At 61.5% G+C, this 24,350-nt stretch carries 27 protein-coding genes and 1 pseudogene; 6 read left to right on the top strand and 22 right to left on the bottom strand.

Translation table 11 applies throughout. The annotated features are described in order from the left end of the window. Positions 1-24: 24 nt before the first annotated feature. Positions 25-1,176: a zinc-dependent alcohol dehydrogenase gene (locus ACVW17_RS20745; RefSeq protein WP_456753637.1), complete on the top strand. Its 1,152-nt coding sequence runs from the start codon at positions 25-27 to the stop codon at positions 1,174-1,176. A 35-nt stretch (positions 1,177-1,211) separates the two neighbouring features. Here ACVW17_RS20745 and ACVW17_RS20740 read toward each other — a convergent pair whose 3' ends face one another. The 8 genes and pseudogenes from ACVW17_RS20740 to ACVW17_RS20705 all read right to left on the bottom strand — a co-directional run bounded on the left by ACVW17_RS20740 (position 1,212) and on the right by ACVW17_RS20705 (position 9,684). Beyond that, positions 1,212-1,916, bottom strand: coding sequence for an ABC transporter ATP-binding protein (locus tag ACVW17_RS20740; protein ID WP_456753636.1), 705 nt, complete (start codon positions 1,914-1,916; stop codon positions 1,212-1,214). Positions 1,917-1,919: 3 nt separating this feature from the next. Further along, positions 1,920-2,690 (bottom strand): ABC transporter ATP-binding protein, encoded by a 771-nt coding sequence (locus ACVW17_RS20735; RefSeq protein WP_456756487.1) that lies wholly within the window; start codon positions 2,688-2,690, stop codon positions 1,920-1,922. Then, positions 2,687-3,674 (bottom strand): annotated as a pseudogene (locus ACVW17_RS20730) (branched-chain amino acid ABC transporter permease). Before ACVW17_RS20730 ends, ACVW17_RS20735 begins: the two are co-directional and overlap by 4 nt. A 7-nt stretch (positions 3,675-3,681) precedes the next feature. Then, a complete protein-coding gene (locus tag ACVW17_RS20725) occupies positions 3,682-4,566 on the bottom strand; it encodes a branched-chain amino acid ABC transporter permease (protein WP_456753634.1) in 885 nt (294 codons plus the stop codon). 51 nt (positions 4,567-4,617) lie between these two features. Then, positions 4,618-5,871 carry an ABC transporter substrate-binding protein gene (locus tag ACVW17_RS20720; protein ID WP_456797815.1) on the bottom strand — a complete coding sequence of 418 codons (1,254 nt, stop codon included), beginning with the start codon at positions 5,869-5,871 and terminating at the stop codon, positions 4,618-4,620. A gap of 68 nt (positions 5,872-5,939) precedes the next feature. Beyond that, the gene (locus tag ACVW17_RS20715) at positions 5,940-8,330 is read right to left on the bottom strand and encodes a xanthine dehydrogenase family protein molybdopterin-binding subunit (protein WP_456798987.1); all 2,391 of its coding nucleotides are present in this window, start codon (positions 8,328-8,330) and stop codon (positions 5,940-5,942) included. Continuing rightward, positions 8,327-8,812, bottom strand: coding sequence for a (2Fe-2S)-binding protein (locus ACVW17_RS20710; RefSeq protein WP_456753632.1), 486 nt, complete (start codon positions 8,810-8,812; stop codon positions 8,327-8,329). Before ACVW17_RS20710 ends, ACVW17_RS20715 begins: the two co-directional genes overlap by 4 nt. Further along, on the bottom strand, positions 8,809-9,684 hold the full coding sequence (locus ACVW17_RS20705) for an FAD binding domain-containing protein (RefSeq protein ID WP_456753631.1): 876 nt from the start codon (positions 9,682-9,684) through the stop codon (positions 8,809-8,811). Before ACVW17_RS20705 ends, ACVW17_RS20710 begins: the two co-directional genes overlap by 4 nt. Before the next feature lie 167 nt (positions 9,685-9,851). Here ACVW17_RS20705 and ACVW17_RS20700 point away from each other — a divergent pair, with 167 nt between their 5' ends. Both ACVW17_RS20700 and ACVW17_RS20695 read left to right on the top strand, forming a co-directional pair. Beyond that, on the top strand, positions 9,852-10,949 hold the full coding sequence (locus ACVW17_RS20700; RefSeq protein WP_456756486.1) for an LLM class flavin-dependent oxidoreductase: 1,098 nt from the start codon (positions 9,852-9,854) through the stop codon (positions 10,947-10,949). Positions 10,950-10,965: 16 nt separating this feature from the next. Continuing rightward, positions 10,966-11,841, top strand: a complete 876-nt coding sequence (locus ACVW17_RS20695) for a polysaccharide deacetylase family protein (protein WP_456756485.1) — start codon at positions 10,966-10,968, stop codon at positions 11,839-11,841. Between the two features lie 6 nt (positions 11,842-11,847). Here ACVW17_RS20695 and ACVW17_RS20690 read toward each other — a convergent pair whose 3' ends face one another. From ACVW17_RS20690 to ACVW17_RS20645, 10 genes are all read right to left on the bottom strand, one after another. Then, positions 11,848-12,531 (bottom strand): TetR/AcrR family transcriptional regulator, encoded by a 684-nt coding sequence (locus ACVW17_RS20690; protein ID WP_456753630.1) that lies wholly within the window; start codon positions 12,529-12,531, stop codon positions 11,848-11,850. Next, positions 12,528-13,082: a flavin reductase family protein gene (locus tag ACVW17_RS20685; RefSeq protein WP_456753629.1), complete on the bottom strand. Its 555-nt coding sequence runs from the start codon at positions 13,080-13,082 to the stop codon at positions 12,528-12,530. Before ACVW17_RS20685 ends, ACVW17_RS20690 begins: the two co-directional genes overlap by 4 nt. Before the next feature lie 10 nt (positions 13,083-13,092). After that, positions 13,093-14,250, bottom strand: a complete 1,158-nt coding sequence (locus tag ACVW17_RS20680; RefSeq protein ID WP_456756484.1) for an acyl-CoA dehydrogenase family protein — start codon at positions 14,248-14,250, stop codon at positions 13,093-13,095. Between the two features lie 329 nt (positions 14,251-14,579). Then, a complete protein-coding gene (locus ACVW17_RS20675) occupies positions 14,580-15,008 on the bottom strand; it encodes a GNAT family N-acetyltransferase (protein WP_456753628.1) in 429 nt (142 codons plus the stop codon). Positions 15,009-15,095: 87 nt separating this feature from the next. Continuing rightward, the gene (locus ACVW17_RS20670; protein WP_456753627.1) at positions 15,096-15,389 is read right to left on the bottom strand and encodes a hypothetical protein; all 294 of its coding nucleotides are present in this window, start codon (positions 15,387-15,389) and stop codon (positions 15,096-15,098) included. A 4-nt stretch (positions 15,390-15,393) separates the two neighbouring features. Next, complete coding sequence (locus tag ACVW17_RS20665) at positions 15,394-15,630, bottom strand: hypothetical protein (protein ID WP_212015911.1); 237 nt, start codon at positions 15,628-15,630, stop codon at positions 15,394-15,396. Between the two features lie 1,003 nt (positions 15,631-16,633). Beyond that, complete coding sequence (locus ACVW17_RS20660) at positions 16,634-16,891, bottom strand: hypothetical protein (RefSeq protein ID WP_456753587.1); 258 nt, start codon at positions 16,889-16,891, stop codon at positions 16,634-16,636. A 1-nt stretch (position 16,892) separates the two neighbouring features. After that, positions 16,893-17,054 carry a hypothetical protein gene (locus tag ACVW17_RS20655; RefSeq protein ID WP_456753586.1) on the bottom strand — a complete coding sequence of 54 codons (162 nt, stop codon included), beginning with the start codon at positions 17,052-17,054 and terminating at the stop codon, positions 16,893-16,895. A gap of 607 nt (positions 17,055-17,661) precedes the next feature. Then, entirely contained in the window at positions 17,662-18,894 is a 1,233-nt protein-coding gene (locus tag ACVW17_RS20650; protein WP_456753585.1) for a hypothetical protein, read from the bottom strand. Between the two features lie 43 nt (positions 18,895-18,937). Then, positions 18,938-19,294, bottom strand: coding sequence for a hypothetical protein (locus ACVW17_RS20645; protein ID WP_456753584.1), 357 nt, complete (start codon positions 19,292-19,294; stop codon positions 18,938-18,940). Between the two features lie 875 nt (positions 19,295-20,169). On the opposite strand from ACVW17_RS20645, the gene ACVW17_RS20640 reads away from it, so the two are divergent. Beyond that, positions 20,170-20,355, top strand: a complete 186-nt coding sequence (locus tag ACVW17_RS20640) for a hypothetical protein (RefSeq protein WP_456753583.1) — start codon at positions 20,170-20,172, stop codon at positions 20,353-20,355. 81 nt (positions 20,356-20,436) lie between these two features. On the opposite strand, the gene ACVW17_RS20635 is transcribed toward ACVW17_RS20640, so the two are convergent. After that, positions 20,437-20,760, bottom strand: a complete 324-nt coding sequence (locus tag ACVW17_RS20635) for a hypothetical protein (protein WP_456753582.1) — start codon at positions 20,758-20,760, stop codon at positions 20,437-20,439. A 185-nt stretch (positions 20,761-20,945) separates the two neighbouring features. Here ACVW17_RS20635 and ACVW17_RS20630 point away from each other — a divergent pair, with 185 nt between their 5' ends. Further along, entirely contained in the window at positions 20,946-21,206 is a 261-nt protein-coding gene (locus ACVW17_RS20630) for a hypothetical protein (protein ID WP_456753581.1), read from the top strand. A 7-nt stretch (positions 21,207-21,213) separates the two neighbouring features. Here the strand turns inward: ACVW17_RS20630 and ACVW17_RS20625 are convergent, their stop codons facing one another. Beyond that, complete coding sequence (locus tag ACVW17_RS20625; protein ID WP_163158000.1) at positions 21,214-21,567, bottom strand: phasin; 354 nt, start codon at positions 21,565-21,567, stop codon at positions 21,214-21,216. Positions 21,568-21,762: 195 nt separating this feature from the next. Between ACVW17_RS20625 and ACVW17_RS20620 the strand changes: the two genes are divergently transcribed. Next, positions 21,763-21,948, top strand: a complete 186-nt coding sequence (locus ACVW17_RS20620; RefSeq protein WP_163157998.1) for a hypothetical protein — start codon at positions 21,763-21,765, stop codon at positions 21,946-21,948. Between the two features lie 69 nt (positions 21,949-22,017). On the opposite strand, the gene ACVW17_RS20615 is transcribed toward ACVW17_RS20620, so the two are convergent. Both ACVW17_RS20615 and ACVW17_RS20610 read right to left on the bottom strand, forming a co-directional pair. After that, positions 22,018-23,151, bottom strand: coding sequence for an alpha-hydroxy acid oxidase (locus tag ACVW17_RS20615; RefSeq protein ID WP_456753579.1), 1,134 nt, complete (start codon positions 23,149-23,151; stop codon positions 22,018-22,020). 164 nt (positions 23,152-23,315) lie between these two features. Beyond that, on the bottom strand, positions 23,316-24,335 hold the full coding sequence (locus ACVW17_RS20610) for a GlxA family transcriptional regulator (protein WP_456753578.1): 1,020 nt from the start codon (positions 24,333-24,335) through the stop codon (positions 23,316-23,318). Positions 24,336-24,350 lie beyond the last annotated feature (15 nt).

Here is a 24,350-nt window from a genome sequence, read left to right as displayed (position 1 = left end):
TGCCAGCCAAAAGAGGAAGCGCCCATGTACCAGCCAACCGGCGTCAAGACATCGCCCGACCTTCCCGTCCCCGACCTGATGAAAGCTTGGGTCCTCGGCGACCCCGACGAGCTCATGCTTCGCGAAAAGCCAACGCCGATCCCGTCGCGTGCCGAGGTTCTGGTCCGGATCGACGCGGTTGCAATCTGCGCCACCGATCTCGAGATCATCCATGCCGGGTCGCCGGCCAGCATTCAGGGCGGCCAGCCCTTCAACAAGAATTTCACGCCGGGTCACGAGTACATGGGCACAGTCGCCGCGCTCGGCCCTGATGTGGACGAGTTCAGGATCGGCGAGCGGGTCAGCGTCGAAATCCACGCCGGCTGCGGCCAATGCAAACGCTGCCGCCAGGGCATGTACACATCCTGTCTCAACTATGGAAAGCCGGAGAAGGGTCACCGCGCCAACGGCTTCACGACCGACGGCGGATTCGCCGAATACGCGGTCAATCACATCAATACGCTGGCACGCGTCCCGGAGACCATGAGCGATGCGGAAGCGACGCTCGTGGTGACCGCCGGGACGTCGATGTATGGCTTGACGGAATTGGGGGGATTGGTGGCCGGCGAGAGCGTCGGGGTGATCGGCCCAGGACCGATCGGACTTCTCGCAGTTGCCGTGGCCAAGGCGCTTGGCGCGAGCCCGGTGATCCTGACCGGCACGCGCAACAAGCGGCTCGCGATCGGCAGAGAATTGGGAGCCGATCGCGTCATCAACATCAACGACGAAGACGCCGTTGCGGTGGTGAAGCAACTTACAGGGGGGATCGGTGCTGACTACGTCGTCGAATGCGCCGGCACCGAAGCGACACTCAACCAGGCCATTCACATGACCAATCGTGGCGGCAAGATCTGTCTGGCCGCCTTCCCGCACGAGGCCGCGACGCTGGACATCGCGCATCTCGTGCGAAACAACATCTACGCCTACGGCATCCGCGGCGAAGGCAAAAGCGCGACCCATCGCGCGATGGAATTGATGGCGGCGAAGCGGTTCGATGCGACCAAGATCCACACGCATACGTTTCCGCTGGGCGACCTGCCGACCGCGTTGAGATATGCGCGGGATCGCGTCGACGACGCGATCAAGGTCGTGCTGACCAATCGCAAGGCCGGCGCGATCGCGAGCGCTGCCGAATGAAGCCTATCGTGCGGACGCAGGAGCACTGATCCGGTTCACACCGAACAGTAGCGCTCCTTGACCTCGTCGTCGGCCAACAACTCCTGCGCCGACGCCTGGTGCACCACCGCCCCCTGATCAAGGACGTAGGCACGATCGGCGATACCAAGCGCAAGCTCGACGTTCTGCTCAACCAGCAGAACCGTCGTTCCCTGCGCCTTCATGCTGCGGAACAGCTCGAACATCTCGTCGACCAGGACGGGCATGATGCCCTCCGACGGTTCATCCAGCATGATCAGGTCGGGCTTTGCGATCATCGCGCGCGCGATCGCCAGCATCTGCTGCTCGCCGCCGGACATCGTGACCGCCTCCTGATCCATGCGTTCGGCGAGCCGCGGGAAGATCACGGAAATCTCGTCGATCAACTCGGCTTCCCGCTTCTTCTGCTTTGACGCTACCAGCCCGAGCCGCAAATTCTCTCGCACCGACAACCCCTGCACGATCCGCCGCTCTTCGGGGACATAGGCGAGCCCCAACGCGAAGCGCACATGCGCCGGCCGATTCAGCAGCTCTTCGCCCTTGAAGCTGACCGAGCCGCGCGTCCGCCCCATCAAGCCCATGATCGATTTCAGCGTCGTCGTCTTGCCGGCGCCATTGCGGCCGATCAGACAGACGATCTCGCCGCTGATCACCTCGAGACTGATGTCCTGCAGCGCGTGGCTTGCGCCATACCAGGCATTGAGCTGGCTGATCTGCAGCATTCGTCAATGCTCCCGCTGGCCGAGATAGACGCGCTTCACTGCCTCGTTCTGCCGGACCTCGTGCGGCGTTCCCTCGGCGAGCAGTTCCCCGTGGTGCAGAACCAGGATGCGATCGCTGATCCCGAGCACCAGCTTCATCTTGTGCTCGACGAGGATGACGGTGCGCTCCTTGGCGAGCTTGACGATCAGATCCATCATGGTCCGGGTTTCTTCCGGGCTCATGCCGGCCGTCGGTTCGTCCAGCAGCAGCAAACGGGGTTGGCTGGCAAGCGCCATGCCAATCTCCAGCGCACGCTGCTCGCCATGGGCCAGCGTCCTGGCGGCGCGGTCCCGGGAGTCCCACAACCCGACCAGAGCCAGCAGCTCGTCCGCCCGCTCGACCAGTTCGGTCAGGCGCGCGCGAGGCCGCCAGAGGTCGTATCGCGACACCAGAGCCTGCAGGCCGACGCGGATGTTCTCACGCGTCGTGAGCTGCGGAAACACGCTGGTGATCTGGAAGGACTTTGCGATCCCCATGTGAGCAAAGCGATGCTGCGGCAGGCCGGTGACGTCCCTGCCCTCGAACTCGACGCTACCCTTCGTGGGCGGAAAAGCGCCGCACAGCAAATTGAAATAGGTGCTCTTTCCGGCCCCGTTCGGACCGATGATGGAGGTGATCGCCCCCCTGGAAAACTCGGCCGAGATGTTGTTCAGCGCGACAAACTTGCCGAACGTCTTGCCGACGCCACTGGTGCGCAGAATGATCTCGCCGGCTTGGTTTGCTGCGGCGGTCATCGCTTGCCTCGCGCGATCAGCGTGCCCCAGATGCCGGCGGGGAAGAACAGCACGCATGCAATGAAGATGGCGCCAACGATCAGTTGCCAGTGAACCGTCCACACGGAGACGATATTCTCCAGGACCAGGAAAACCGCCGCGCCGATCATCGGCCCGAAGAATGTCCCCATCCCGCCGAGCAGAGCGATCATCACGACAAGTCCCGAAGTCTCATAGTGCAGGATCTCGATCGGAACGATCGACAGATGCAAGGCCTGCAAAGCACCAGCAAGGCCGCAGAAGCCGCCAGATAAAATGAAGGTCAGCAAGCGTGTCAGGGTCACGTCATAGCCCGAGGCACGGGCGCGCATCTCGTTCTCCCGCACCGCTTCAATGACGGCACCGAACGGCGAGGCAAGAATGCGCGACATCACGAAAAATGCGGCGATCACGAAAGCCGCAATGACGTAGTACCGGGATCATCGGATTGATGAAGTCGATCCGCAAGCCAAACAGATCGATGGTGCGGACATTGATGCCGCGAAGCCCGTTCTCGCCGCCGGTCAGGTCAACCGCCTGGTAGAACAGATAGTAGACGCATTGCGACAGCGCCATCGTGACCATGGCGAAGTAGATGCCGCGGGTCCTGATCGCGAGCACGCCAATCAGCAGCGCCATGAGCAGGCCACCCGCGATGCCGGCAGCGATCGCCGCATACCATGGCCAGCCAAAATGCACGATGGCGATGCCGCAGAGATAGGCACCAGTCCCGAACAGCGCCGCATGACCAAACGACAGAAGGCCCAGATAGCCGAACACAAGGTTGAAGCCGAGCGCGTAGAGCCCATAGATCAGGATGTTCACGGCGAGCGCCGTGAACGGCATCACCAACGGGAAAACCAGGATCACCGCAGCCACGATGCTGGCGCGATGCCGCGTTGCGAACTCGTACCAGCTGACCGTCGTGGCAGGAGGCTGTTTGATCGATTGAATCGTTTCGGTCATGCCGGGCTCAGCTCATCAATCCGGCGCGGCCGAAGAACCCTTGGGGACGCACGATCAGAACGATCGCCATCAGGGCAAAGATCGAAACCTTGGCCATCTCGGGTGCAAACAGCGAAGTGATGCTGACCACCACACCGACCAGCAGGCCTGCAAGGACGGCGCCGCCGATCGACCCCATCCCTCCGACCACCGTCACGACGAAAGCTTCGGCGAGGATGGTGCCCCCCATCTCCGGAATAACGCCCTGAAGTGGAGCAGCCAACAGCCCGGCAAGGCCCGCAATCGCCGTACCGATCCCGAACACGATCAACCAGACCCTGGAAACATCGACCCCAAGGACGCGGACGATCTGCGGATCGCGCGCGCCGGCGCGGATAACGAGCCCGAAGCTGGTTTTCTCCAGGAACAGCCAGAGCGCCAGCAGGACGACGGCCGTCGCTCCAATCACAAACAGACGGTAGAGCGGGAAATAGCCGACACCGATGTTGACGGCGCCTTGCAAGACCTCCGGCGTATCGAAGGGATAGCCAGTCTTGCCGAAGGCGATGCGCACGCATTCGACCATCACGTAGCTCAACCCGAAGGTCAGCAGCAGCGGATAATCGATGCCGCGACCGTAGAGCGGCCGGATCAGCACGCGCTCGACCGCGAGGCCAAACAGGCCGATCAGGATCGGCACAGCCACGAGACAGATCCAGAAATTACCCCCGATCGAGACCAGATAAAGCCCGACATAGGCGCCGACCATGTAGAACGCGCCATGGGCGAAGTTGACGACCGTCAGCATCCCGAAGATCAGCGAGAGCCCGATCGCAAACAGCACGTAGATCGCACCAAGCGCCAGCCCGGCGAACAGTTGCAACGCAATCAGATCGAAGCTCAGGCCCGCCATTTGTGCCCCTCGGACGAAGCGCACCGCTACCGGCGCGCGTCGTCGTATCGCTCAGCTTTTGTGACCAAGGGCTTCGCAGCTGCGCAGGTACTTCTCGTTGGGCTCTTCGGTCGAAAGGACCTCGAACACATCGGACTCGTTCTTCATGTCCTTGGACTTCGACTTGATCACGAGCACCGATTGCACTGACTGATGATCGCATTTGCGGTAGTATTGCGGTCCCTTGTAATAATCGTACTTCAGGGCTTCCAATGCCGCGACGACCTTGTCGGTCTCCACGCTGCCCGCGCTCTTGACCGCCTCAAGCACTGTCCGGACGCCACCATAGCCGAGCGCGCCATAATCGGTCGGCAACTTGCCGTCGTACATCTTGCGGAAAGCTTCGTTGAACGCCTTGGTGGAAGCGAACTTGTCCTCGATGCCCCAGTAGAACGAGCAGCCGCCGACGACGCCGTCGAATGCCTGCGGGCCCGCTGCGACGCGGCTGGCATGCGACAGCAGCGGCGCGATGATCTGGATCGATTTCTTGATGCCGAAATCGGTCGCCTGCTTCAGGGCGATCTGCTGGTCCCGTCCGAAATTGCTGATGCAGAGAATATCGGGCTTCAGCGCCTGAAGACGAGGCAGCAGCGTGGAGAAGTCCGTCGTTCCCAGCGGATGGCGGATATCACCGAGATTCTCGATGTTAAATTCTTTGCCGACCTCGAGGAAGCCGCGAACCATCTCGTGGCCATAGGCGTAGTCCGCGGTAAGGAACGCAACCTTCTTGCCAAATTTAGCGAAGGCGTAACGGCCGACCGCGCCCGACGTCATATGCGGGTTCAACGCCTCGTGGAAGGTGTACTTGCTGAAGTCCGCCGCCTCATTGATGGCGTCCGACTGGCTGATCGAATTGAAGATGACGCCGCGCTCCTTGGTGACGTTGTTGATCGCGAGCTGAACCGCGGCCGACAGGCTGCCGACGACGAAATTCACCTTCTCCTTCTCGACCAACTCCAGTGTCCGCGTCGCCGCTTCACCAGGATTGAGCTTGTCGTCGCGCACGACGAGTTCGGCCTTGCGGCCGTTGAGACCGCCGGCGTCATTGAACTGGGCGATGGCAAGCTGGCCAGCCCGCACCTGGTCCTGCGCCTCGGCACCATACGGGCCGGTCAAGGGAACGGGGAAGCCGACCTTGATGGGAGCTTCCTCGGCCCGCAGCAGATTGATGCGCAACGGTGAGACGGCGAGAGCGGCGCCGGCACTTGCCGTCGTCAGCAGACGACGCCGCGATACCGATCCGGCTTTGGTGACCTTGCTCGTCATGACTATTCCTCCCCAAGAACTGTCTGTGTTTTGCTTAGCGTATTGTCCTTGCCCGAAACTTCTCCACCTCAGATTCGTCCCAAGGCCGTCAGAATAACCCGGGGCGTCAGCGGAATCTCGGTAATTATCGTGCCAAACGGCCGCAGCGCGTCGTTAACCGCATTGGCGACCGCAGCTGCCGCGCCAGCCGTGCCCGCCTCACCCGCCCCTTTGGCTCCCAGCTCGGATTCTTGCGTCGGAGACACCACGTGTCCGATCTCGATATCTGGCATCTCGCCGGACATCGGGACCAGGTAATCCGCCATGTTGGCGTTGGTCAGCTGACCGCGTTCGTCATAGATGCACTTCTCGAACAGCGCCGCGCCGAGCCCTTGCACGACCCCACCCCGGATCTGCTCATCGACCAGTTGCGGGTTGATGATGGTTCCGCAGTCTTCGACAACCCAGTGCTTGAGCAGCGTCACGAACCCGGTGTCGGTGTCGACCTCGAGCCATGAGGCCTGCACGCCGTTGGTGAATGCAAAGGGATACTGGCGCGGAACGAAATGCCGGGTCGCCATCAACTCGGGCTGGATCCCGGGCGGAAGGGTGTCTGGCCGGAAATAAACGATCCGCGCCAGCTCGTTCAGCTCCATGCGTGGCACGCCGTCGCTGGCATTGACGATGCTGTTGTTGACGATATCGAGGCCGGCCGGCGTCGATTGCAGGATGGCAGCCGCGACATCGAGAATATTCCGGCGCAGAACCTTAGCTGCCTGCAACGCGGCTTCGCCGCCGATGCCGGCGCCGCGCGAAGCCCAGGTGCCGCCGCCATATGGCGTATGGTCGGTGTCGCCCAGGGTCACGCGGACCCGGTCCATCGAGACACCAAGCACGCTGCCCACGATCTGGGCGGTCAGCGATTCCGACCCTTGCCCCTGCTCGGTAATGCTGGTCTGGCAGATCACCGATCCCTGCGCGTCGAGCCTGACCGCGACACCATCCTGCGACGAGATTTTCGCGCCACCGACGCCGTAAAAGGCAGCACTGGGATTGGTCACCTCGATGAAGCTGGCGATTCCGATGCCGCGATGCACATTCCCGGCGCGCAAGTCCGCTTGTTCGGCGCGCAATCCGTCGTAGTCCATCATCTGGAGGAGCTTGGCCAGCGAGGCGTGATGCGAAAGCTGTTCGAACTTCATGCCGGAAGGCGATGCACAGGGATAGGCATCGTCGGGAATCAAATTGCGCCGGCGGATCTCAACGGGGTCCATGCCGATCTTGGCTGCGGCAAGATCGACCAGGCCTTCGGTGACCGAACAGGCGATCGGGTGCCCGACCGCCCGGTACTGGCACATCACGTTCTTGTTCTGGAAGACGACCCGCGCCCGCGCCCGATAGTTCGGTGTGACATAGGGGCCACCGACAAGGTTGACCACCTGGTTGGCCTCGATGGCGCTGGTGCGCGGGTACATCGAATAGGGCCCGATCCCCGTCAGGTCGTCGATCTCGAAAGCCGTGATGGTGCCGTCCGGCCTGACGCCGATCCGTCCCCGGCATCGGTGATCGCGGGCGTGAATGTCCGTGTTGAAGCTTTCGACGCGGTCGGCCACGAATTTGATCGGCCGCCGCAGCAGCTTGGCCAGTGCGTAGGTCGCCATTTCGTCGGCGTAAATGTGGACCTTGACGCCGAACGAGCCGCCGACATCCTTGCAGACCACCCGGACCTGCGCCTCCCTCAATCCGAGATGCAGGGCCGCGATGTTCTGCACCATATGGGGCGCCTGCGTACCCTGATAGATCGTGAGCCGCGCCTCGGCCGCATTCCAGTCGGCAACAACGGCCCGCGGTTCGAGCGTCACGCCGGTGTGGCGCCCGAAGACGAAATCGGCCTCGACCACCTCGGACTCCGACAAGGCATGGTCGACGCCGCCGGCCTCGAGCGTTCGCTCGAAGGCAAGATTGTCGCCGAGCGAGGGGTGGATGACCGGGGTTGCCGGATCGAGCGCCGTGCGCATGTCCGTGACTGCCTCGAGCTCCTCGTAGTCGACGGAGATATGCTCCATGGCATCTTCAGCCGCCGCGCGGCTACTTGCCACGATCGCCGCAACGGCCTCCCCCTGCCAGCAGACCCGGTCGACCGCGATCGCGTGTTGCGGCGCCGATTTCAGTCCCTTCAAATGCGAGAGCACGCCGACCCACGGCGTGATGACAGCCTCAAGCTCACGCCCCGTGACGATGGAAGTGACGCCGGGCATGCGCCTGGCTGCGTCGACATCGATCGCCACGATCCTGGCGTGGGCATACGGTGATCGCAGGAAAACCGCGTGCGCCATCCGCGGCAATTCCAGGTCGCTGACATATTGCCCGCGCCCTTGCAGCAGCCGGTCGAGGTTCGGCCGTGGCACCGTCTTGCCGATATAGGAATTCGGGCGATCGAGCACCGAAAGCGTTTCTGCTGGCGCAGGTGTCACCGTCATGCCGACCGCTCCGCGCGCGTCCTGGCTGTCGCCTCCACTGCGTCCACAATGGCCTGATAGCCGGTGCAGCGGCAATAATTGCCGGATAGGTGCTCGCGGATCGCTTGGCGATCAGGCATGAGGGTATGCTTCAGCAGGTCCTGCGCTGTCATCAGCATCCCGGGCGTGCAATAACCGCACTGCAAAGCATTGCGCGCGCGAAAGGCCGCCTGAAGATCGGCGATTTCGCCGCTGTCGGACAGCCCCTCGATCGTCTCGACTGAGGCGCTCTGCGCCTGGACCGCCAGCATCAGGCAGGAGCGAACGATCTCACCGTCGATCCGGACCGTGCAGGCACCACACACGCCGTGCTCGCAACCGACGTGAGTTCCGGTCAGCTTCAGGTTTTCCCGCAGGAAGTCAGCAAGACTGAGCCGCGGCAAGACGAATGCATCGACGGCTTCGCCGTTGACCAACAGCGAGACCGGTATCGGAGCGTTCACGAGGTCACCCCGAGTTCGGGTCGCGCGAGCAACGCGGCCACGCAGCGCCGGAGCAAGACCGCGGCGAGATGTCGGCGCATGGCCGGGCTGGCCTGCTGATCTTCCTGCGGATTGAGTTCGTCGGCCAAAGCGGCCGTTGCCTCCGCGAGCAAGGCTGGGGTCACGGATACATTGATCAATTTGTCGGCGGCCGCTGCGAGCAGCGGCCGATCACCAACCGCAAAGTAGCCGAGCCGAAGCTCCGCGAACCGATCGCCCGCGATCACAGCGCGAGCGGCGAGACCAACGAGCGCATAGTCACCATGCCGCCGGGCATATTCGTGAAAGAAAAATGCCGCGCCGAGCCCTGCGACCGGCACCTCGACCGCGACCAGCAATTCGTCCGGCGCCAGCGCCGTGTCGTAGATGCCGTTGAAAAATGCGGTGGCAGAAATCCGGCGCTCGCCGCGAGGCCCGCGAACAACGATCGAGGCGTCAAGCACAACAACGCAGGCCGGCAGCTCCGACGCAGGATCGGCATGGGCCAGGCTGCCGCCGATCGTTCCCCGATTACGAATTGCGGGATGAGCAACTTGCGCAACCGCATCGCGCAGCAGCGGAGCGTGCAGCGCAACCTCCGGCGAATTGAGCAGGTCGACATGCCGGGTCAGCGCGCCAATGACCAGCAGATCTCCCCTCACCGCGACGCCGCGCAACTCGGCAAGGCCACCGATATCGACCAGAATGTCCGGGGATAACAGCCGCAGATTCATCGCCGGCATCAGGCTCTGGCCACCCGACAGAACCTTCGCCCTGTCGCCATGCGCGGCAAGCAGCTCCAGCGCATTCACGACGCTGGTCGCGCGGGCGTAGGCGAAAGCCGCAGCTTTCATGTGGGCGTGGCCTCCCGGGCCCAATTTTGGTTTGCCCGATTAGAGGGCCGCCCCGATCAAAGGTCAAGTTTGTTTATCGAGTGATTATTTGCTCGGCGGGACTTGTCTTCGTAGCGGGATGGACGCAGGTTCCTAGCCAAATAAAGTCCAACGCAGGGAGGCGGATCATGAAGCTCGGGTTCTTTACGATGCCGATCCATCCTCTCGATAAGGATTGGCGGCAATCGCTCCGGGAGGATCGTGAAGCGTTCCTGCTCGCCGACGAGCTCGGGTACAGCGAGGCCTATGTCGGTGAGCATCTCACCGACAAGGCCGAGAACATCACATCCAGCATCGCCTTCATCGCCTGGCTCGCGGCCGCGACCAAACAGATCAAGCTTGGAACCGGCACCATCAACATGCCGAACACCCATCCGGCAACCGTCGCCGCATCCGTCGCCATGCTCGATCACATGCTCGATGGCCGTTTCATATTTGGCATAAGTCCCGGCGGCTTGCTGTCAGACGCGGAAATCTTCGGCAATCTCGATGCCGATCGCAATGCAATGTTCCTCGAAGCCATCAATCAGGTTCTCGATATCTGGGCCGGCAAGCCGCCCTATGATTTGCAAGGCAAGTACTGGAATGTCTCGGTCAAGAAGACTCTGATCGAGGATATCGGCCAAGGAATCGTAGCGCGTCCCCTGCAGACCCCGCACCCGCCGATCGTAGTGACCGCGGTTGCGCCGTTCTCAAAGGGCGTCACGGAAGCCGCGGCACGCGGCTGGGATCCGATCTCGGCAAACTTCCTGATGCCCGCCTGGGTGAAGAGCCATTGGCCTAAATATGTAGAGGGGTGCGAGCGCGTGGACCGGACCGCGAACATCGCCAATTGGCGCGTTGCCAAGAGCGTGTTCGTGGCAAAGGACGCTGCAACTGCGCGGGCCTATGCCACGTCATCGGACAGCCCCTATGTCTACTATTATCATCAGCTGTTCACGAAACTGAAACGCAGCGGACGGCTCGAGCTGTTCAAGACACGGCGCGACCAACCAGATGCTGAAATTACGCTGGATTCGATCTGCGACAAGCTGATCATCTACGGCACACCCGAAAGCGTGACCGATCAACTACTCGCGTTCCAGGAGGAAACCGGCCCCTTCGGAACTCTGCTCTATGCAGGCAAGGACTGGAAGGATCGCGAGCTTGGTCGTCAATCGATGATCCTGATGGCCGAGAAGGTCATGCCACGCATTAATGCCGCAGGCGCCGGATCAGCAGCGTGATCCAGGGAGTTCCGACATGGCCTTTACTGATCGCATTCCGTACCAGGCACAGGTCGACCGGCCGAAACTGACGCTGCCTGGCGGCAAGAAGCTTGCCGTCTGGTTTATCCTCAATGTCGAGGAATGGCGCATCGGAAATGCGATGCCGCGTACCGTGCTGAGCCCACCAATGGGCCAGCCCCTGCTGCCTGACGTGCCGAATTGGTCCTGGCATGAATACGGTATGCGCGCCGGCTTCTGGCGTCAATTCAAGGCATTCACCGATCGAAAGATACCGGTGACGCTCGCAGCGAATGCCAACGTCTGCAACAGCTATCCGCGCGTGGCGTCGGCAGCGCTCGAGGCCGGGTTCGAATTCATGGGTCATGGATTTGTCCAGGGCCCGATGCACAAGCTGGAGAACCAGGCGGATGCAATCAAGCGCGCGGTCGACACCATTGCAGAATTCACCGGCAAGGCACCGCGATCATGGGAAAGCCCGGGCTTGACCGAGACCGAGGAGACGCTCGATCTCCTGCGTCTCAACGGGATCGAATACGTGGCGGACTGGGTGATGGACGATCTGCCGCAGGATATCGCCACGCCGCACGGAATCGTAACGACGATTCCATATTCCGTTGAGACCAATGACATCGTCATTCACGCGCTACAGCATCTTCCGTCGGAGCAGTTCCTGACGCGCTGCACCGATCAGTTCGATCGGCTGTATCTCGAAGGCGCAGAGAACGCGCGGATCATGGCAATATCGGTGCATCCCTACATCACCGGGGTACCACATCGAATCAAGTACCTTGAAGCCTTGCTCGATTACGTGGTCGGTCACGACGCCGTAGCGCTGATGACGGCAAGCGAGATCGGCGATTGGTATCGGGGCCAGATGGCGACGACATAGAGCGGTTCAGCCGACGACCTTGATCGGCGCCCGTCGACGGTCGGTTGCGACTTCCGCCATCCTCTCAAATCCCGCGAGAAAGATATCCAGCGCATCACTGATCATCTGCGCCTTATCCTCCAGGACAGGCGCCTCGTAGATGTACTTGCGTACGCCATAGTAGAAGATGCCGCCGTGGAACACCCAGGCCAGCTCCAGCTCGGCGGCGGTGGGTTTACTTTGCGTCGCAAGGCCGGCCTCGTGACGGCATTCCCTGAGGATACGAGTCAGGATCTTGTCCTTGACCATGCCAACATACCACCGATTGATATCCAGACCTTTCAGGCCCGAATAAAGATAGATCCTTAGCCACTTCCGGTTGAAGATCGCGTCCGTATAGATCTCGTAGAATTCCTGCAGCCGCACGCGGAGCGGTCGCGACCGATCCGACAGCAATTTCTCCCAGCCGATTTCAAGCGGTTCAAGATATACCTTGCGGTAAACCTCCTTGATGAGATCGTCCTTGCTTGGAAAGTATCGATAAAGCAGCGGCTGCGTCACACCGAGCTTGCGAGCGAGCGTACGCGTGCCGCCGCCAAATCCCTCCTCCGCAAAGAGCTCGGTTGCCTTGGCGACGAATTCACTGCGGCGATCGTCGGCTGATAGTCGCCTCTGCTTGACTTGAACTCGCTTGGCCGACGTTCGATTCATGATGGCTTGCTACCATCGTCTGCCAGGAACCGGCCGAAAGCTCCGTGCGCGAACAACAGCGGATTGTTCCGGTTGTACGCGTATGCCTCGACCGCTCCCAGGAAAATAACGTGATCGCCACCGTAGTAGCGGTTGGCCGCACGGCATTGAAAATTCGCAACCACATCGGCCAGCACGGGAGCGTTCCCGAGACCTGCCGTCCAGCTCACTCCGGCGAACTTGTCACCCGACGATCTGGCAAACTGCGTCGCCAGCGCCTGCTGGGACGCGCCAAGCACGTTGACCGTGAAATGAGTGGCATTCTGGAAGATCGGCAGCCCCTGCGAGAAAATACCCAGGCTCCACAGCACGAGCGGCGGGTTGAGCGACACTGACGCGAATGAATTGCATGTGATACCGTACGGCCGTCCTTCGGCAGACATCGCGGTGACGATCGTCACACCGGTCGCAAACGTACCGAGCGCATTGCGGAAGTCACGCGGGTCGATCGTCGAACTGCCGGTTGCGAGCTCATTGGCCGGATCCGTTGGATGTTTGGGTGAGTCGGACATCCAGCGAGGCTCAGAGTGTCAGGTTTTCAGACGGCAGCCCGAGAGCCACCCGCCCATAATTGGTGCCCGCCGCATCAAAATTGAAGGCGAGATGAGCGTTTACCGCATGCGCATCGCGGAATTGACGCTGCAGCGCCCCAGAGGTGAACAGGCTGCGTGCCCCGCTCGCGGCAAACAGAAGCGACACCGCTTCAGTACACAGATTGACCGTGAACGCCCCATCGCGCCGCAGCTTCGTCTTTTGTGCAATACTCGGGATCTCGCCGCGCCGGACTTGCGCTAGCACTTCAACGCAGTTCGCACGCATGATAAGCCGCGCGGCATCTATCTTCGCCGACGCCTCGGCGATCTTGATCTGTGTGCTCTGCAGGTCCCCGATCTTGGCCCGGTTGTATGTCGATGCGCGGTGTCGCGCGATCTCGACATAATCGTCAAGACAGGCCTGAGAGTTTCCCAGTCCGACTCCGGACAGCACGTAGGGAAACAACGAAAAGACCGGAAGCTTGTAAAGTGCATTCGAATTGACGACGCTGCCTGGTGTCGCACCTCCGGCAAGATCGCTGACGGCCACCGTCATATGCTCGGGAACGAATGCGTCGGCCACCCGCACATCGTTCGATCCAGTTCCGCGCAGGCCAGCCGCATTCCAGGTATCGTCGATGCTGTAATCCCGTCGGTTCAACAGGAATAGCCGATACTCGACACCGTCGGCCTCATCATCCGAGGCAACCACGCTCGCAAGCATGTTCCATCCGCAGGCTTCCACGCCGGACGAGAACGGCCAATGGCCGGTCAGCACATATCCGCCAGTTGTCTTCCTGGCACGGCCCGCCGGGAAGACAAAGGAAGACGCGATCAGCGCTTCTGGATTTTCGCCCCACACCGCAGCCTGCGCCTCGGGCGCGAACATCCCCAGCATCCAGTGATGACTTGCAAGATTGGCAAAGTTCCAGGCAACCGAAGCATCGCCCTGCCCCAGCGCGTCGGCGCAATCGACCAAGGCAACATAGTCGAGTTCGCTGCCTCCGAAGCGCTTGGGCTGCAGGATCCGGAAAAGGCCACTATCCTGCAGTTCTCGTTCGGTCTCCGGCGGCAGGCGGCGCAACTCTTCAGTTCGCTGCGCCCGCTCACGCAAGGCCGGAACAAGCGCCATGGCCCGCGCAACCATGACAGCACAGCGCTCTACGTCTGGGCCTGGCGGCACCTTCGCGTCGAGCCCGCGGCCAACCTCCACCATGGTCTCTTCCTTCGTTCGATCTCCAGGACGTTTTGCGCGTGCGATCGAGCTGTGCGGCTTAGTTTATCGTTCGATCACCAGAGATCAAGGCGCGCAAGGCTACATCCGGCTAAATCAACGATCGGGGATCGCGGTTGCGGCAACAGCCGCTCGCCGAACCGTGCAGTTGCGGCCCGGGAACGCAAAAGCGCCCGGCGGCCTATTCGGCCACCGGGCGCTCCACGTCATTGCATATTATCAGTTCGCCCACCGCACAGAGGCTAGACAAGATCCTTCCGCCAATACAGCGAGTGCTGCCACGCCCACGGCGCGACGGGGTCGAAGAGCCGATACCCCAGCCTGATAAAGTTATTGGCCGAGATACAGTTGTCGGTCGTATCCGAGACGATCGTTTTCCAGCCGGCCCGCCGCCCTCGCGCTTCCAACGCGCGTGTAAGGCGCAGTTGCAGACCATGACCGCAGTGCGGCATAGCGACGCCGACCCGACACAGATATCCAGCATTTGTGACATGTGTTGAAGGCACGACGCCCGCGAATGCGATCGGACTGGCTCCTCGGAATGCGATCCACCAATATCCCTGCTCGAAGTCAGGCACGCGGGTCCCGTCGCAAAAAGTCAGCCGATGAAGCTCGACAAGCGAATCTTCGATTTCATCCTCCTGCGGATCAACCTCACGTATCCGATACATTACCGCACCTCGAGAGTCATATTGCCAGCTGAGCCGCCTAGATCCACGATATGGGACGTCTGTCCTCGAACGCGGGGCCAAGGCGAGTTATTTCCCGAGCGTGGCCTTGATGCCCAACCAAATCGCGCCGACAAAGCCAGTAGCGATCACGGTAATGACCGCTTTGAAGGTATAACTCTGCGCCTGCTCGACGCTTCGTCGCCAACGCCGGAGGTGCTGAAAATCCGCGCGCAGCTCGCGTCGGTCTCCCTCTTCAAAGCCGAATGAAGTCAAGACAGTCGCAATAGTCTTGACCACTACGGCGTCGATATCGCTCCTTCGCACCCGATCTTGTTCGATCAGCGTTTCCATCACGATTGCTTTGACATCAGCCTCGTGCATCCCGTCACCGTCGAATGATGCGTGCGACATTCTCGAACGTGCGCTTTCCAAAATAGAAGCCCATGATCATGCCGGCCCAAGTGCTTACGTCGCCCGTAAGCTGCGGCGTGGTGCCAAGACCAAGAACCTTGTCCCAGATGACGCATTTTCCTGATCCTCGGCCACCGAATGCGCCTTTGTAACGCGCCGGCCGCAACAGCGGCTCGAACACTTTTGCGGTTGGAATTTTCAGGATCGACAAGGCTGCTCTCGATAAGGCAAGGCCGCTTGCGCGCCAGGCGGTTACATTGCTGCGACCGTCAGCCGTGAATTGTCATTGACGCGCGCGGCCTGATCAGGCCGGCAAGCCAGTCATCGAAATCCGTCTCCGGAACGTCGGAATTGTCCGGAAAGCCAAGCACCGACGGCGGCAGGTATCGCATCGGCTGCCCACTTAACGGGCTCAGCGGCCTCGTCGAGGCCGACGGCGTATCCGCCGGCGACGAGAATGCCGAAACCGTTCGTCGAACGTCGCGGGCCGGCCGCGAGGGGCGATCGAAGGTACCGGAGCAAACGGCACGGCCGGCACCCCGCCATCAAAAGCAGCTTGAGCTGTGGCCGGAATACGTACCAGACGCCGAACAGCAGCCCTCTCGCTAGTTTCTTCCAGCGAGACATCGTCAGGTAGCGCAGCGAACGACTGCGTGTCATAGGGCGGCTGCGACGACAGAGTCGATCCCGGCATATGCCTTTTGGCATCGAACCGGCTCGCGAAATCGGAATCGCTTGGAACAGAATCTGGGCGCGGTGCCAAGCTGCGCGAATCACTGCGTTGGTCCGAAATAATTCATGTCGACGCCGATATGGGGATCGTCGATGGTGGATGTCGCCCTTCGGTTACTCCGGCGCCGAAATCGCCCGATCGTCACGTGACATGTCCGTTGCGACCATCAATCGGAGGCAGCATCATGTTTATGATGTCTTGCACATTCAATTCAGGTCTCCTTTGTAAAGTATTCCTCATCGTCATGAGCGCAACGGTCGCGACGGACTGTTGACGATGACCGTGAGCCCGTCTACGGCGGCAATGCCCTCGCGCAGACAGTCTGCGTCATGGTCCGGGGATTGAACCGAGCACACGATGCCGCGAGTGCGCCCGATAGCGATCCGGGTTTCTTGATGACGTGATCGAACGTTTCGGAGAGACCCTCGACAAAAGCAACTCGAGCGATTCGTTGGGATTGGGTGAACTGCCGCCGCAGCTCTCAGGCATCCTCGCCCTCGACCTCCTCGGGCTCAACGATGATCCTCTCGATGCGGTGCACAAGCTCGATCGCTCCGTCGTCGCCGTCTTCGGTCGCCGGCGGCGCTTTGCCCCAGCCACGGTCGAGGATGGCATTGGCGGCGGAGACGCGGGCGGCGGGAGTTGCGCTGGTCGATCGCATCACGCCGACCAGGGCGTTGAGCGCACTTCGCGTATGGCTTCGCGCAAGCGAACGGATTTGCGTGATCGTCTTCGCCACGTCACTTCTCCTGCCAATCGGACGGCAGATATTCGCTCGGCGCCGTGTCGGCGTGGTCCGGCTCGGGGCCGGGGAGTGCCGAGCGGAATGCAATCGTCGGAAAGTCCGTCTGCTCGCGATCCCGGCGTGGGCGCGGAATGAACTTGATAATCTCGGCGTTCATGCCGCCTCCAACAATGCAATGGCGATCAGGCCCACGAGCGCGAGCGATATCAGATAGGCGGTCATGCAAGCCTCGTTGATTGGCCGTCGGCGCGCGATGCGGCCATGGAATGAATGTGCGGCGGATCGCGCAACGGGCGGCGATCTTTTGGGGCGCGAACCTTATCCCTGACGAATGGGGCCGCGGACGGCGCCGGCTTGCGCCGCGCCGCAGGACCGGTGCGTTCGCGCGTACCGGCCAATTCGTACTTGTTTCAACGGGTTCGGACGGCGGCACGCTTGCGACGCTCGGGCGACGGGCTGGGAGGATGTGGCGTCGTGACGGTGCGGCCGCCGTCCGATTGGTGAAACGGCAAACAAAAAGCCCGCCGCGGATTGCTCCGCGCGGGCTCAACAATTTCTGATTTTCGGATTATGCCCCTGAGTTGCCCGACGTGTCAAACCCTTTTTGCGAGCTGAATGCGATCGGTAAAATGTGATGCGCCAGCAGCTACAGCGGCTCGTCAATGTTTGCGGTGGAAATTTTCAAGATCGACGCGGCTGCTGCCGATAGGGCAAACCGCATGCGCGCCAACTCACCGCCTTGCTGCGATGGTCGGCCCCGACGGTCACTGACGAGGACGTGGCCGGATCAGGCTGGCCAGCCAATCACTAAGACCCGTCTCCGGAGCACCGGAATCGTTCGGAATGCCAAACACCGAGGGCGGCAGATATCGCATAGGCTGTCCACTGAGCAGGCTAGCCGGTCTCGTCGAGACCGACGGCGTGCCCACCAGCGCCGAGGGAACGGAAAACCGCTCGTCGAATGTCGCGGACCGGCCGAAAGGCGCGATTGACGCCGACGGAACGAACGGCACGGCAGGCGCGCCAGCGTCGAATGCAATCCGGCCCTCGCGTGCAACCGGTACGCGGACCAGGCGCCGAATAGCCGCTCTCTTGGTCGTCTCCTCCTGCGAAACATCGTCAGGTGACGCCGCGAGCGACTGGGCCACGCCGCCCCTCGCAGCAGATGCCGGCACCGCGCTCCAGCGGTCTGCAAAGTCGGCCGGTCCGTCAGCTAACGCCTGCGCCACCGCGGCCTGGTTTGCCAGACAAGTCGCACCCGCACCGTCAGCGCCAATCTGCGGAACATAGGGAATACCGTGCTGCGCAGCACTCCACTTGCTTCTCAGCACCCGCTCCGGGGTCGGACCTTGCTTATAGAACTGAACAAGCAGTGCGCGTTGCAACTCCGGGCTCAAACCATTCCAGGCATTGATCCCCGTTGTCGGGTCGCCATTGACGCTCATGTTGGATTGATAAACGCCGAGACCATGCCGCAAATATGCGGCCATCGTTGATGCCAATAGAGCTTTGTCGTTGCCGTTCTGCAAAGCGACGCCTGCGGAAAATAGATTATTCGCATAAGGCGCAAAGGCGGGATCGTCTGGATTCTTGAGAATCGCTTGAATGGCGTTGTGAAACTTGATTCCTGCCGCGCCAAAGTCGGTAAGTAGAGGGTTTTCCCATTTTTTTCGATAATCCGCTCCGACCGTTATCGCATTTGGAGCGACGTTGTATCGACTGAGGATATGGTCGGAAGCGCCGCGCTTCGGGTCGAGAGGGTTCGTTACCACGCCGACCGCATACGCGTCGGCAAGAAACTTATATGCGTTGAGAGATGAACCAACTGCCCTTACCTCGTTCCCGTAGCTTGCGGTTCGATCGAGTAGCTCCTGAGCTAAACTTCCGGCAATCGCTTCGGCAGGCACTCCGTATTTTGCTGCTGCAGCGTTAATCTGCGGCGCCATCGATTGAATGTCAGCCAGAATTTTCTTGCTATATGACGGAAGATAATTCATGGACGGCCTCTTTTTGGCAGCCGGCGGGATCGGCTGGTGACACTTATGAAAGCACCCAGACCAGACCGGCAAGTTGCGCCCAATCGATAATGGCGCACGCCAGGACTACGGTGCTCCACACACTCACGCGGTTCACGCGCGCTATCCGGACCAATATTCCAATCAGCGCGACAGTGAATGGCGGAAAGGTCCAAACCAGCAGATACGGCGCGATGAAGATTGCAACCGTGATCTCTGCTGCCAACCTCACAAGGGCAAAAGTGATGCCCAAAGACAAGATCACTCTATAAGTCGCAGGTCGAAGGTGAAGAAAATACGTTGGAAACACGAGCCCTATGGTGGCAAGTGTAGAAATATGATTGATCAGAGGTAGTGCGTTGAATATCTGCTCGGCATCCATGTATCGTCCCCGCGGAAGCGATTTTGATAAGCCATCACCCAACCGCTGATTGATGAACCAAATGATCCTGAAGGACACCCGAGGTTCACCAAGAGAAAATCAGAGGTACGTATCTGCCGTCTAAAGTTATGCGAAAATGCAGCCGGAAGCGTCTATCGACCCGAGCATTTGTTGCGCATGGTTCAGGATTTTTTGTGCAGAAGAGCGCGAGCGATATCAGATGAGCGGTCATGTACCCCCATCGATCGGCCAATCACGCGCGATGCGGCATGGAATGAATGTGCGGCAGATCGCGCAGCGGCGGCGATCTTTGGGGCGCGAACCTTATCCCGGACGAATGGGGCCGCGGGCGGCGCCGGCTTGCGCCGCGCCGCAGGGCCGGCACGTTCGCGCGCACCGGCCAATTCGTACTTGTTTCAACGGGTTCGGACGGCGGCACGCATGCGACGCTCAGGCGATAGGGTGGGAGGATGTGGCGTCGTGACGGTGCGGCCGCCGTCCGATTGGTGAAACGGCAAACAAAAAGCCCGCCGCGGATTGCTCCGCGCGGGCTCAACAATTTCTGATTTTCGGATTATGCCCCTGAGTTGCCCGACGTGTCAAACCCTTTTTGCGAGCTGAATGCGATCGGTAAAATGTGATGCGTCGGCTTCGACGGTGAGAAACCGCCTTGATCGAAAGTCCGAGTTTGATCCGGAAATCGCAATACGAGCTGGCGCCGATCGCCTTATGCTTGTTGCGATGATGTCAGTGTGCCGCTGAGTTGCCCGACGCGTCAAGGGGACAAAGCAGCTCACAATTTGGATCGACTCAGGACAGTTTTGGCTCGCGTCGGTCGACCCGCGCCGCAGTTCGATTGCAAGGAGGACGCGTCGATGTATTTCGTTGCTGCCGTGCTCGCGGTCCTGTCCGGCCTGTTCTATGCCGCGGGCCATCATCAGATCGGTTCGCTCGGTACCACCATGTGCCAGTACGGCAGCATCTTCTGCGACAGTCCGGTGCTGGTTCTCGTCGGTGCCGGATTCGCCGCGGTCTGGGGCATGCTCGTCAGCGTGCGCTGACCACCGGCGATGATTTTGTGCCGCTGATTGGTCCGACGAATCAATTCCCGCACCGTGCACCGGGTGCGTCGACGCCTCGCACTATTGCGCAGGGATCGGGTTAGCTGGTTGAGCGGGCTTGGGACCAAGCGGAGCAGGCTCAATCGGCGCCTTTGGCTCGGTCGGCATCACCCTTGCACCAGCAGCGCGTGCTGCCTCACCGGTCGTTGAGTAGTTCGCGGAGGCGGCCGGCTGCACCTTCGGCTTACTCCACGGACCGTGGTCGACGACCAGCATGCCCAGCACGCCAAGGATCGCAACCGCAGCCGCAACCAGCAGCGGCGCGCCGCCGTGCCGGCTTCGATGCTCGGTCGAACGGCGATCCGCTATCCCATGCGCATGCATTGTCATCATCGTCTCCTCCATGGAGACAAGCCCCGACCTGCGCACAAGTTTCCGGTTCCCCGATGAGAAAGCGAGGCATGCCGATGGAACCAATCCACAACTGCTGAATTTGCACGATACGTGGCCGTCACCCGCCATTCAGAACACGCGAGTGCACGGAGACCAGGGACGGCACTCACCTGACCAGTCAAACAGCAGCACGCCACATGAGCACCGAAACGCCCGAGTCCCCACTTCAGCCCACGCTCGGTGAGCGCGCGATCGACACCGCGACGGATGTTTCGCGCACCATCACGGAGGTGTCGGACGGACTTCGAGCGGCGGCCGATCGCCTCAGCGACGCAATCGCGACCTCGCGCCGGCCTGGCGGAGCCCTCGCCACGGTCAGTGCGGTCACGCGCAAAGCGCCACTCGCGAGCCTGTTCGTCGCGTTTCTGCTCGGCGTCGCTGTCGCGCGCCGGCGCTAGGCGCGTCCTAGAACTTGCCTTTCGCCGCGTCCTTGGTTGCGGACATCACGCTTCCGCTGATCTGGCGCATATGCTCACCGGCATTGGTGAACTGGCTGCGCAGGAACTCCGACTGGATCCGCATCGCTTCCTGCAGATCGGTCGCGTGCACCAGTTTGCGCGCATGCTCAAACGCCGCCTTCATGTTCTGCTCGGTGAACGACAGCGCCTGTTTGGAAATCTCGGTCCCCGTGCCCGGCATCGCCGTCATCGACTTGCTCGCGGCATCAAAGAACAGGCTGAAGGCCTGTTCGGCCTGGTCGATGGTCTTTTCCGCGAGATCGCGCAACTCGGCGGGAACTTCCAGCTTCGGCTCAATCATGATCGCGCCCCCCTGAAACAAGCGTTCGCTTACGTTAGCATAGATCGTGACGGCGTCAGCGCCCGGATCGAGGAAAAATTGCCTAGCTGAGGCCGGATCGTCCCCCAGCCGATTCCAATCGTGTCAGCACTGTGGCATAGTGATTCGACCTCGTTGTTGGTCGCGTTCGCGTCTCTTGGGGAATAAGGGGATCCGATGCTGCGCGCCGTTCGTCCGACACCGACCTGCACCCGATTCAAGACCAGCATCGAGATGCCGTGCATGAAGTGCGGCACGCAAATGCGGCTCGCCCTGATCGAGCCGCGCGACCAAGTCTACGACGTCCTGACCTATCAGTGCACGCCCTGCAATGCCGGCGAAAGCTTCCTGAACGCGCGCTAAGCTGCCGGCGCGCTCAGTCGTTCGGCACGGCAGCCCCGCCTCCGATCGCGTCATGCCTCTCGCAGTCGGTCAGTAGCGGTAGGGCTCGATATCCAGCAGTGGGAATGCGCTGAACACGCTTGGCGGATTGGTCGGCACCGCCGGATGCAGATAGGTCTTGTCCAGTTCGGCGAAGCTGGTGACGCCGAGCAGCCCAAGGCAACGGATCACCTCATCCTCCAGCAATTCAAGCATCCGCACGATGCCGGCCTCGCCGGCTGCGGCCAGCGCCCAGCACTGCAATCGGCCGATCCCGACCAGGTCAGCGCCCGAGATGATGGCCTTCACGATGTCGGTGCCGCGGCAGATCGAGCCATCGACCATGATCTTGGCACGGCCGGCGACGGCCTGAACGATCTCGGGCAGCACGTGCATGGACCCGCGGCCGTGGTCGAGCTGGCGCCCGCCATGGTTTGAGACGTAGATCCAGTCGACCCCGTGATCGACGGCGATCCTTGCGTCTTCGGCGGTGGCGATCCCCTTGAGGATCAGCGGAATCTTGAACTTGTCCTTGATCAACTTCACCGTCCGCCATTCCAGGCCTTTCTGGAAGTCGCCGCCGGTGGCGCGGATGCGGCTTTCGCGGACATAGCGCTTGGCGATGTCGCGCTCGCGGCGGCTGTAATGAGCGGTGTCCACGGTGAGGCAGAACGCGGCGTAGCCATTGTCGATGGTGCGGCTGACCACATCCTCGACGAACGCGTCGTCGCCGCGCACATAGAGCTGGAAGATACGCAAGGCGTCAGGCGCCGCCTTGGCGGTGTTCTCGAGCCCGGGCTCCGACACCGAGCTCAGCATGTGCGCCGCGCCGAACGTTCCCACACCGCGCGCAACGGCCGCGCCGGCATCCGGATCGAAGATCTCAAGCGCGCCGACCGGGGCGATCATTACGGGAAGCCTGAGCTTGCGCCCGAAGACCTCGGTGGAGGGATCGATATTGATGACATTGCGAAGGACGCGCGGCCGGAACGCGATCTCGTCGAGCGCCATTCTGTTGCGGCGCATCGTGGTCTCGGTTTCGGAGGCGCCGACGATATAGTCCCATGCGTTCTGGTTCAGCCTGGCGCGGGCCTTTTGCGCGAATTCGTGCAGGTTCTGGAATTCCTCGCCGCTGGCGCCGAGTTCGACATTGCGCGCCTGTCGAATGGGGGTCCCGTCATTCATGGTGTTTCTTCTCCCGATTTGGCCGGCACAATAGCCGCAGACAAACCGGAAAAGCTACCACTGGAGCGACGAATCCGGCGAACGAAGGCCAGCTATTCGCTTGTGGGATAGATCCGCTTGCGGCGCGAAGCGCCCGCATCCGAACCAAGCTCGCCTGAGGCGAGCTAGCTGCCCGAGAACCGGTTTCGGTACTCGGTCGGCGACACGCCGAGGTGGCGCAGGAAGGCCCTCCGCATGCGTTCGTCGTCGCCAAACCCCGCGCGCTTGGCGACCTCGACGACGCCACCGATCTGACGGCTTTCGAGCAGCAAGCGCGCAGTCTCCACGCGCAGCGCCTCGACGCCGCTTGCCGGCGTCATGCCGGTGCGGCTGACATAGGTCCGCGCAAAGGTTCGTGGCGTCATCCCGGCCTTTTCCGCGAGGGTCTCCACCTTGAGGTCATCAGTGATGTTCTCGATGATCCAGGCGTGCAGCGCGCTGAAGCGGCCCTCGACGTCCGATGCCTGGGCGGCAAGGACGGTCGAAAACTGGCTCTGACCGCCGGGCCGCTTCAGAAACACCACAAGCCTGCGCGCGACATCGAGCGCGATGGTGTGGCCGAAATCCTCCTCGATCATGGCGAGCGCCAGATCGATGCCGGCGCTGACCCCTGCCGACGACCAGACATGTCCGTCCTTGACGAAGATCGCGTTGGGCTCGACACGGATGTTGGGGAAGCTGTCCTGCAGACGGGGACAATAGCGCCAGTGCGTTGCAGCACGCTTGCCGTCCAGGATTCCGGTCCAGGCCAGGGCAAAGGCGCCGAGACAGACCGACGCGATCCGGCGCGCCTTCGGCAACGTCCCCACGATCCAGTTCATCAACTCGGCGTCGTTGCGGATCTTCCAGATGCCCGGCCCGCCGGGGATCACCAGCGTGTCGACCTCGGCAGGCGCAAGGCTGGCGATCGGCGCCGTGTCGATCATCATGCCGACGTCGGTCGGCACCAGGCCTCCCGAGGCCGACAGATAGGACAGCGCGTAGTCCGGCCCGGGTAGCTCGATCGCCTCCAGCTCTGCGAACACCTGCGCCGGCCCCGAGATGTCAAGCAAGGTGACGCCCGGAAAGGCGACGATCGCGATCCGCCGCGGGGCTTTCTGGTCGCGCGCCTCAGGCCGGCGCGGTTTGGCAGTTTTCGAGGGCATATTGTCCTTTAAGCC

Source organism: Bradyrhizobium sp. USDA 4473 (assembly GCF_054063335.1).
This window is presented reverse-complemented; position numbering and strand designations above follow the sequence as displayed.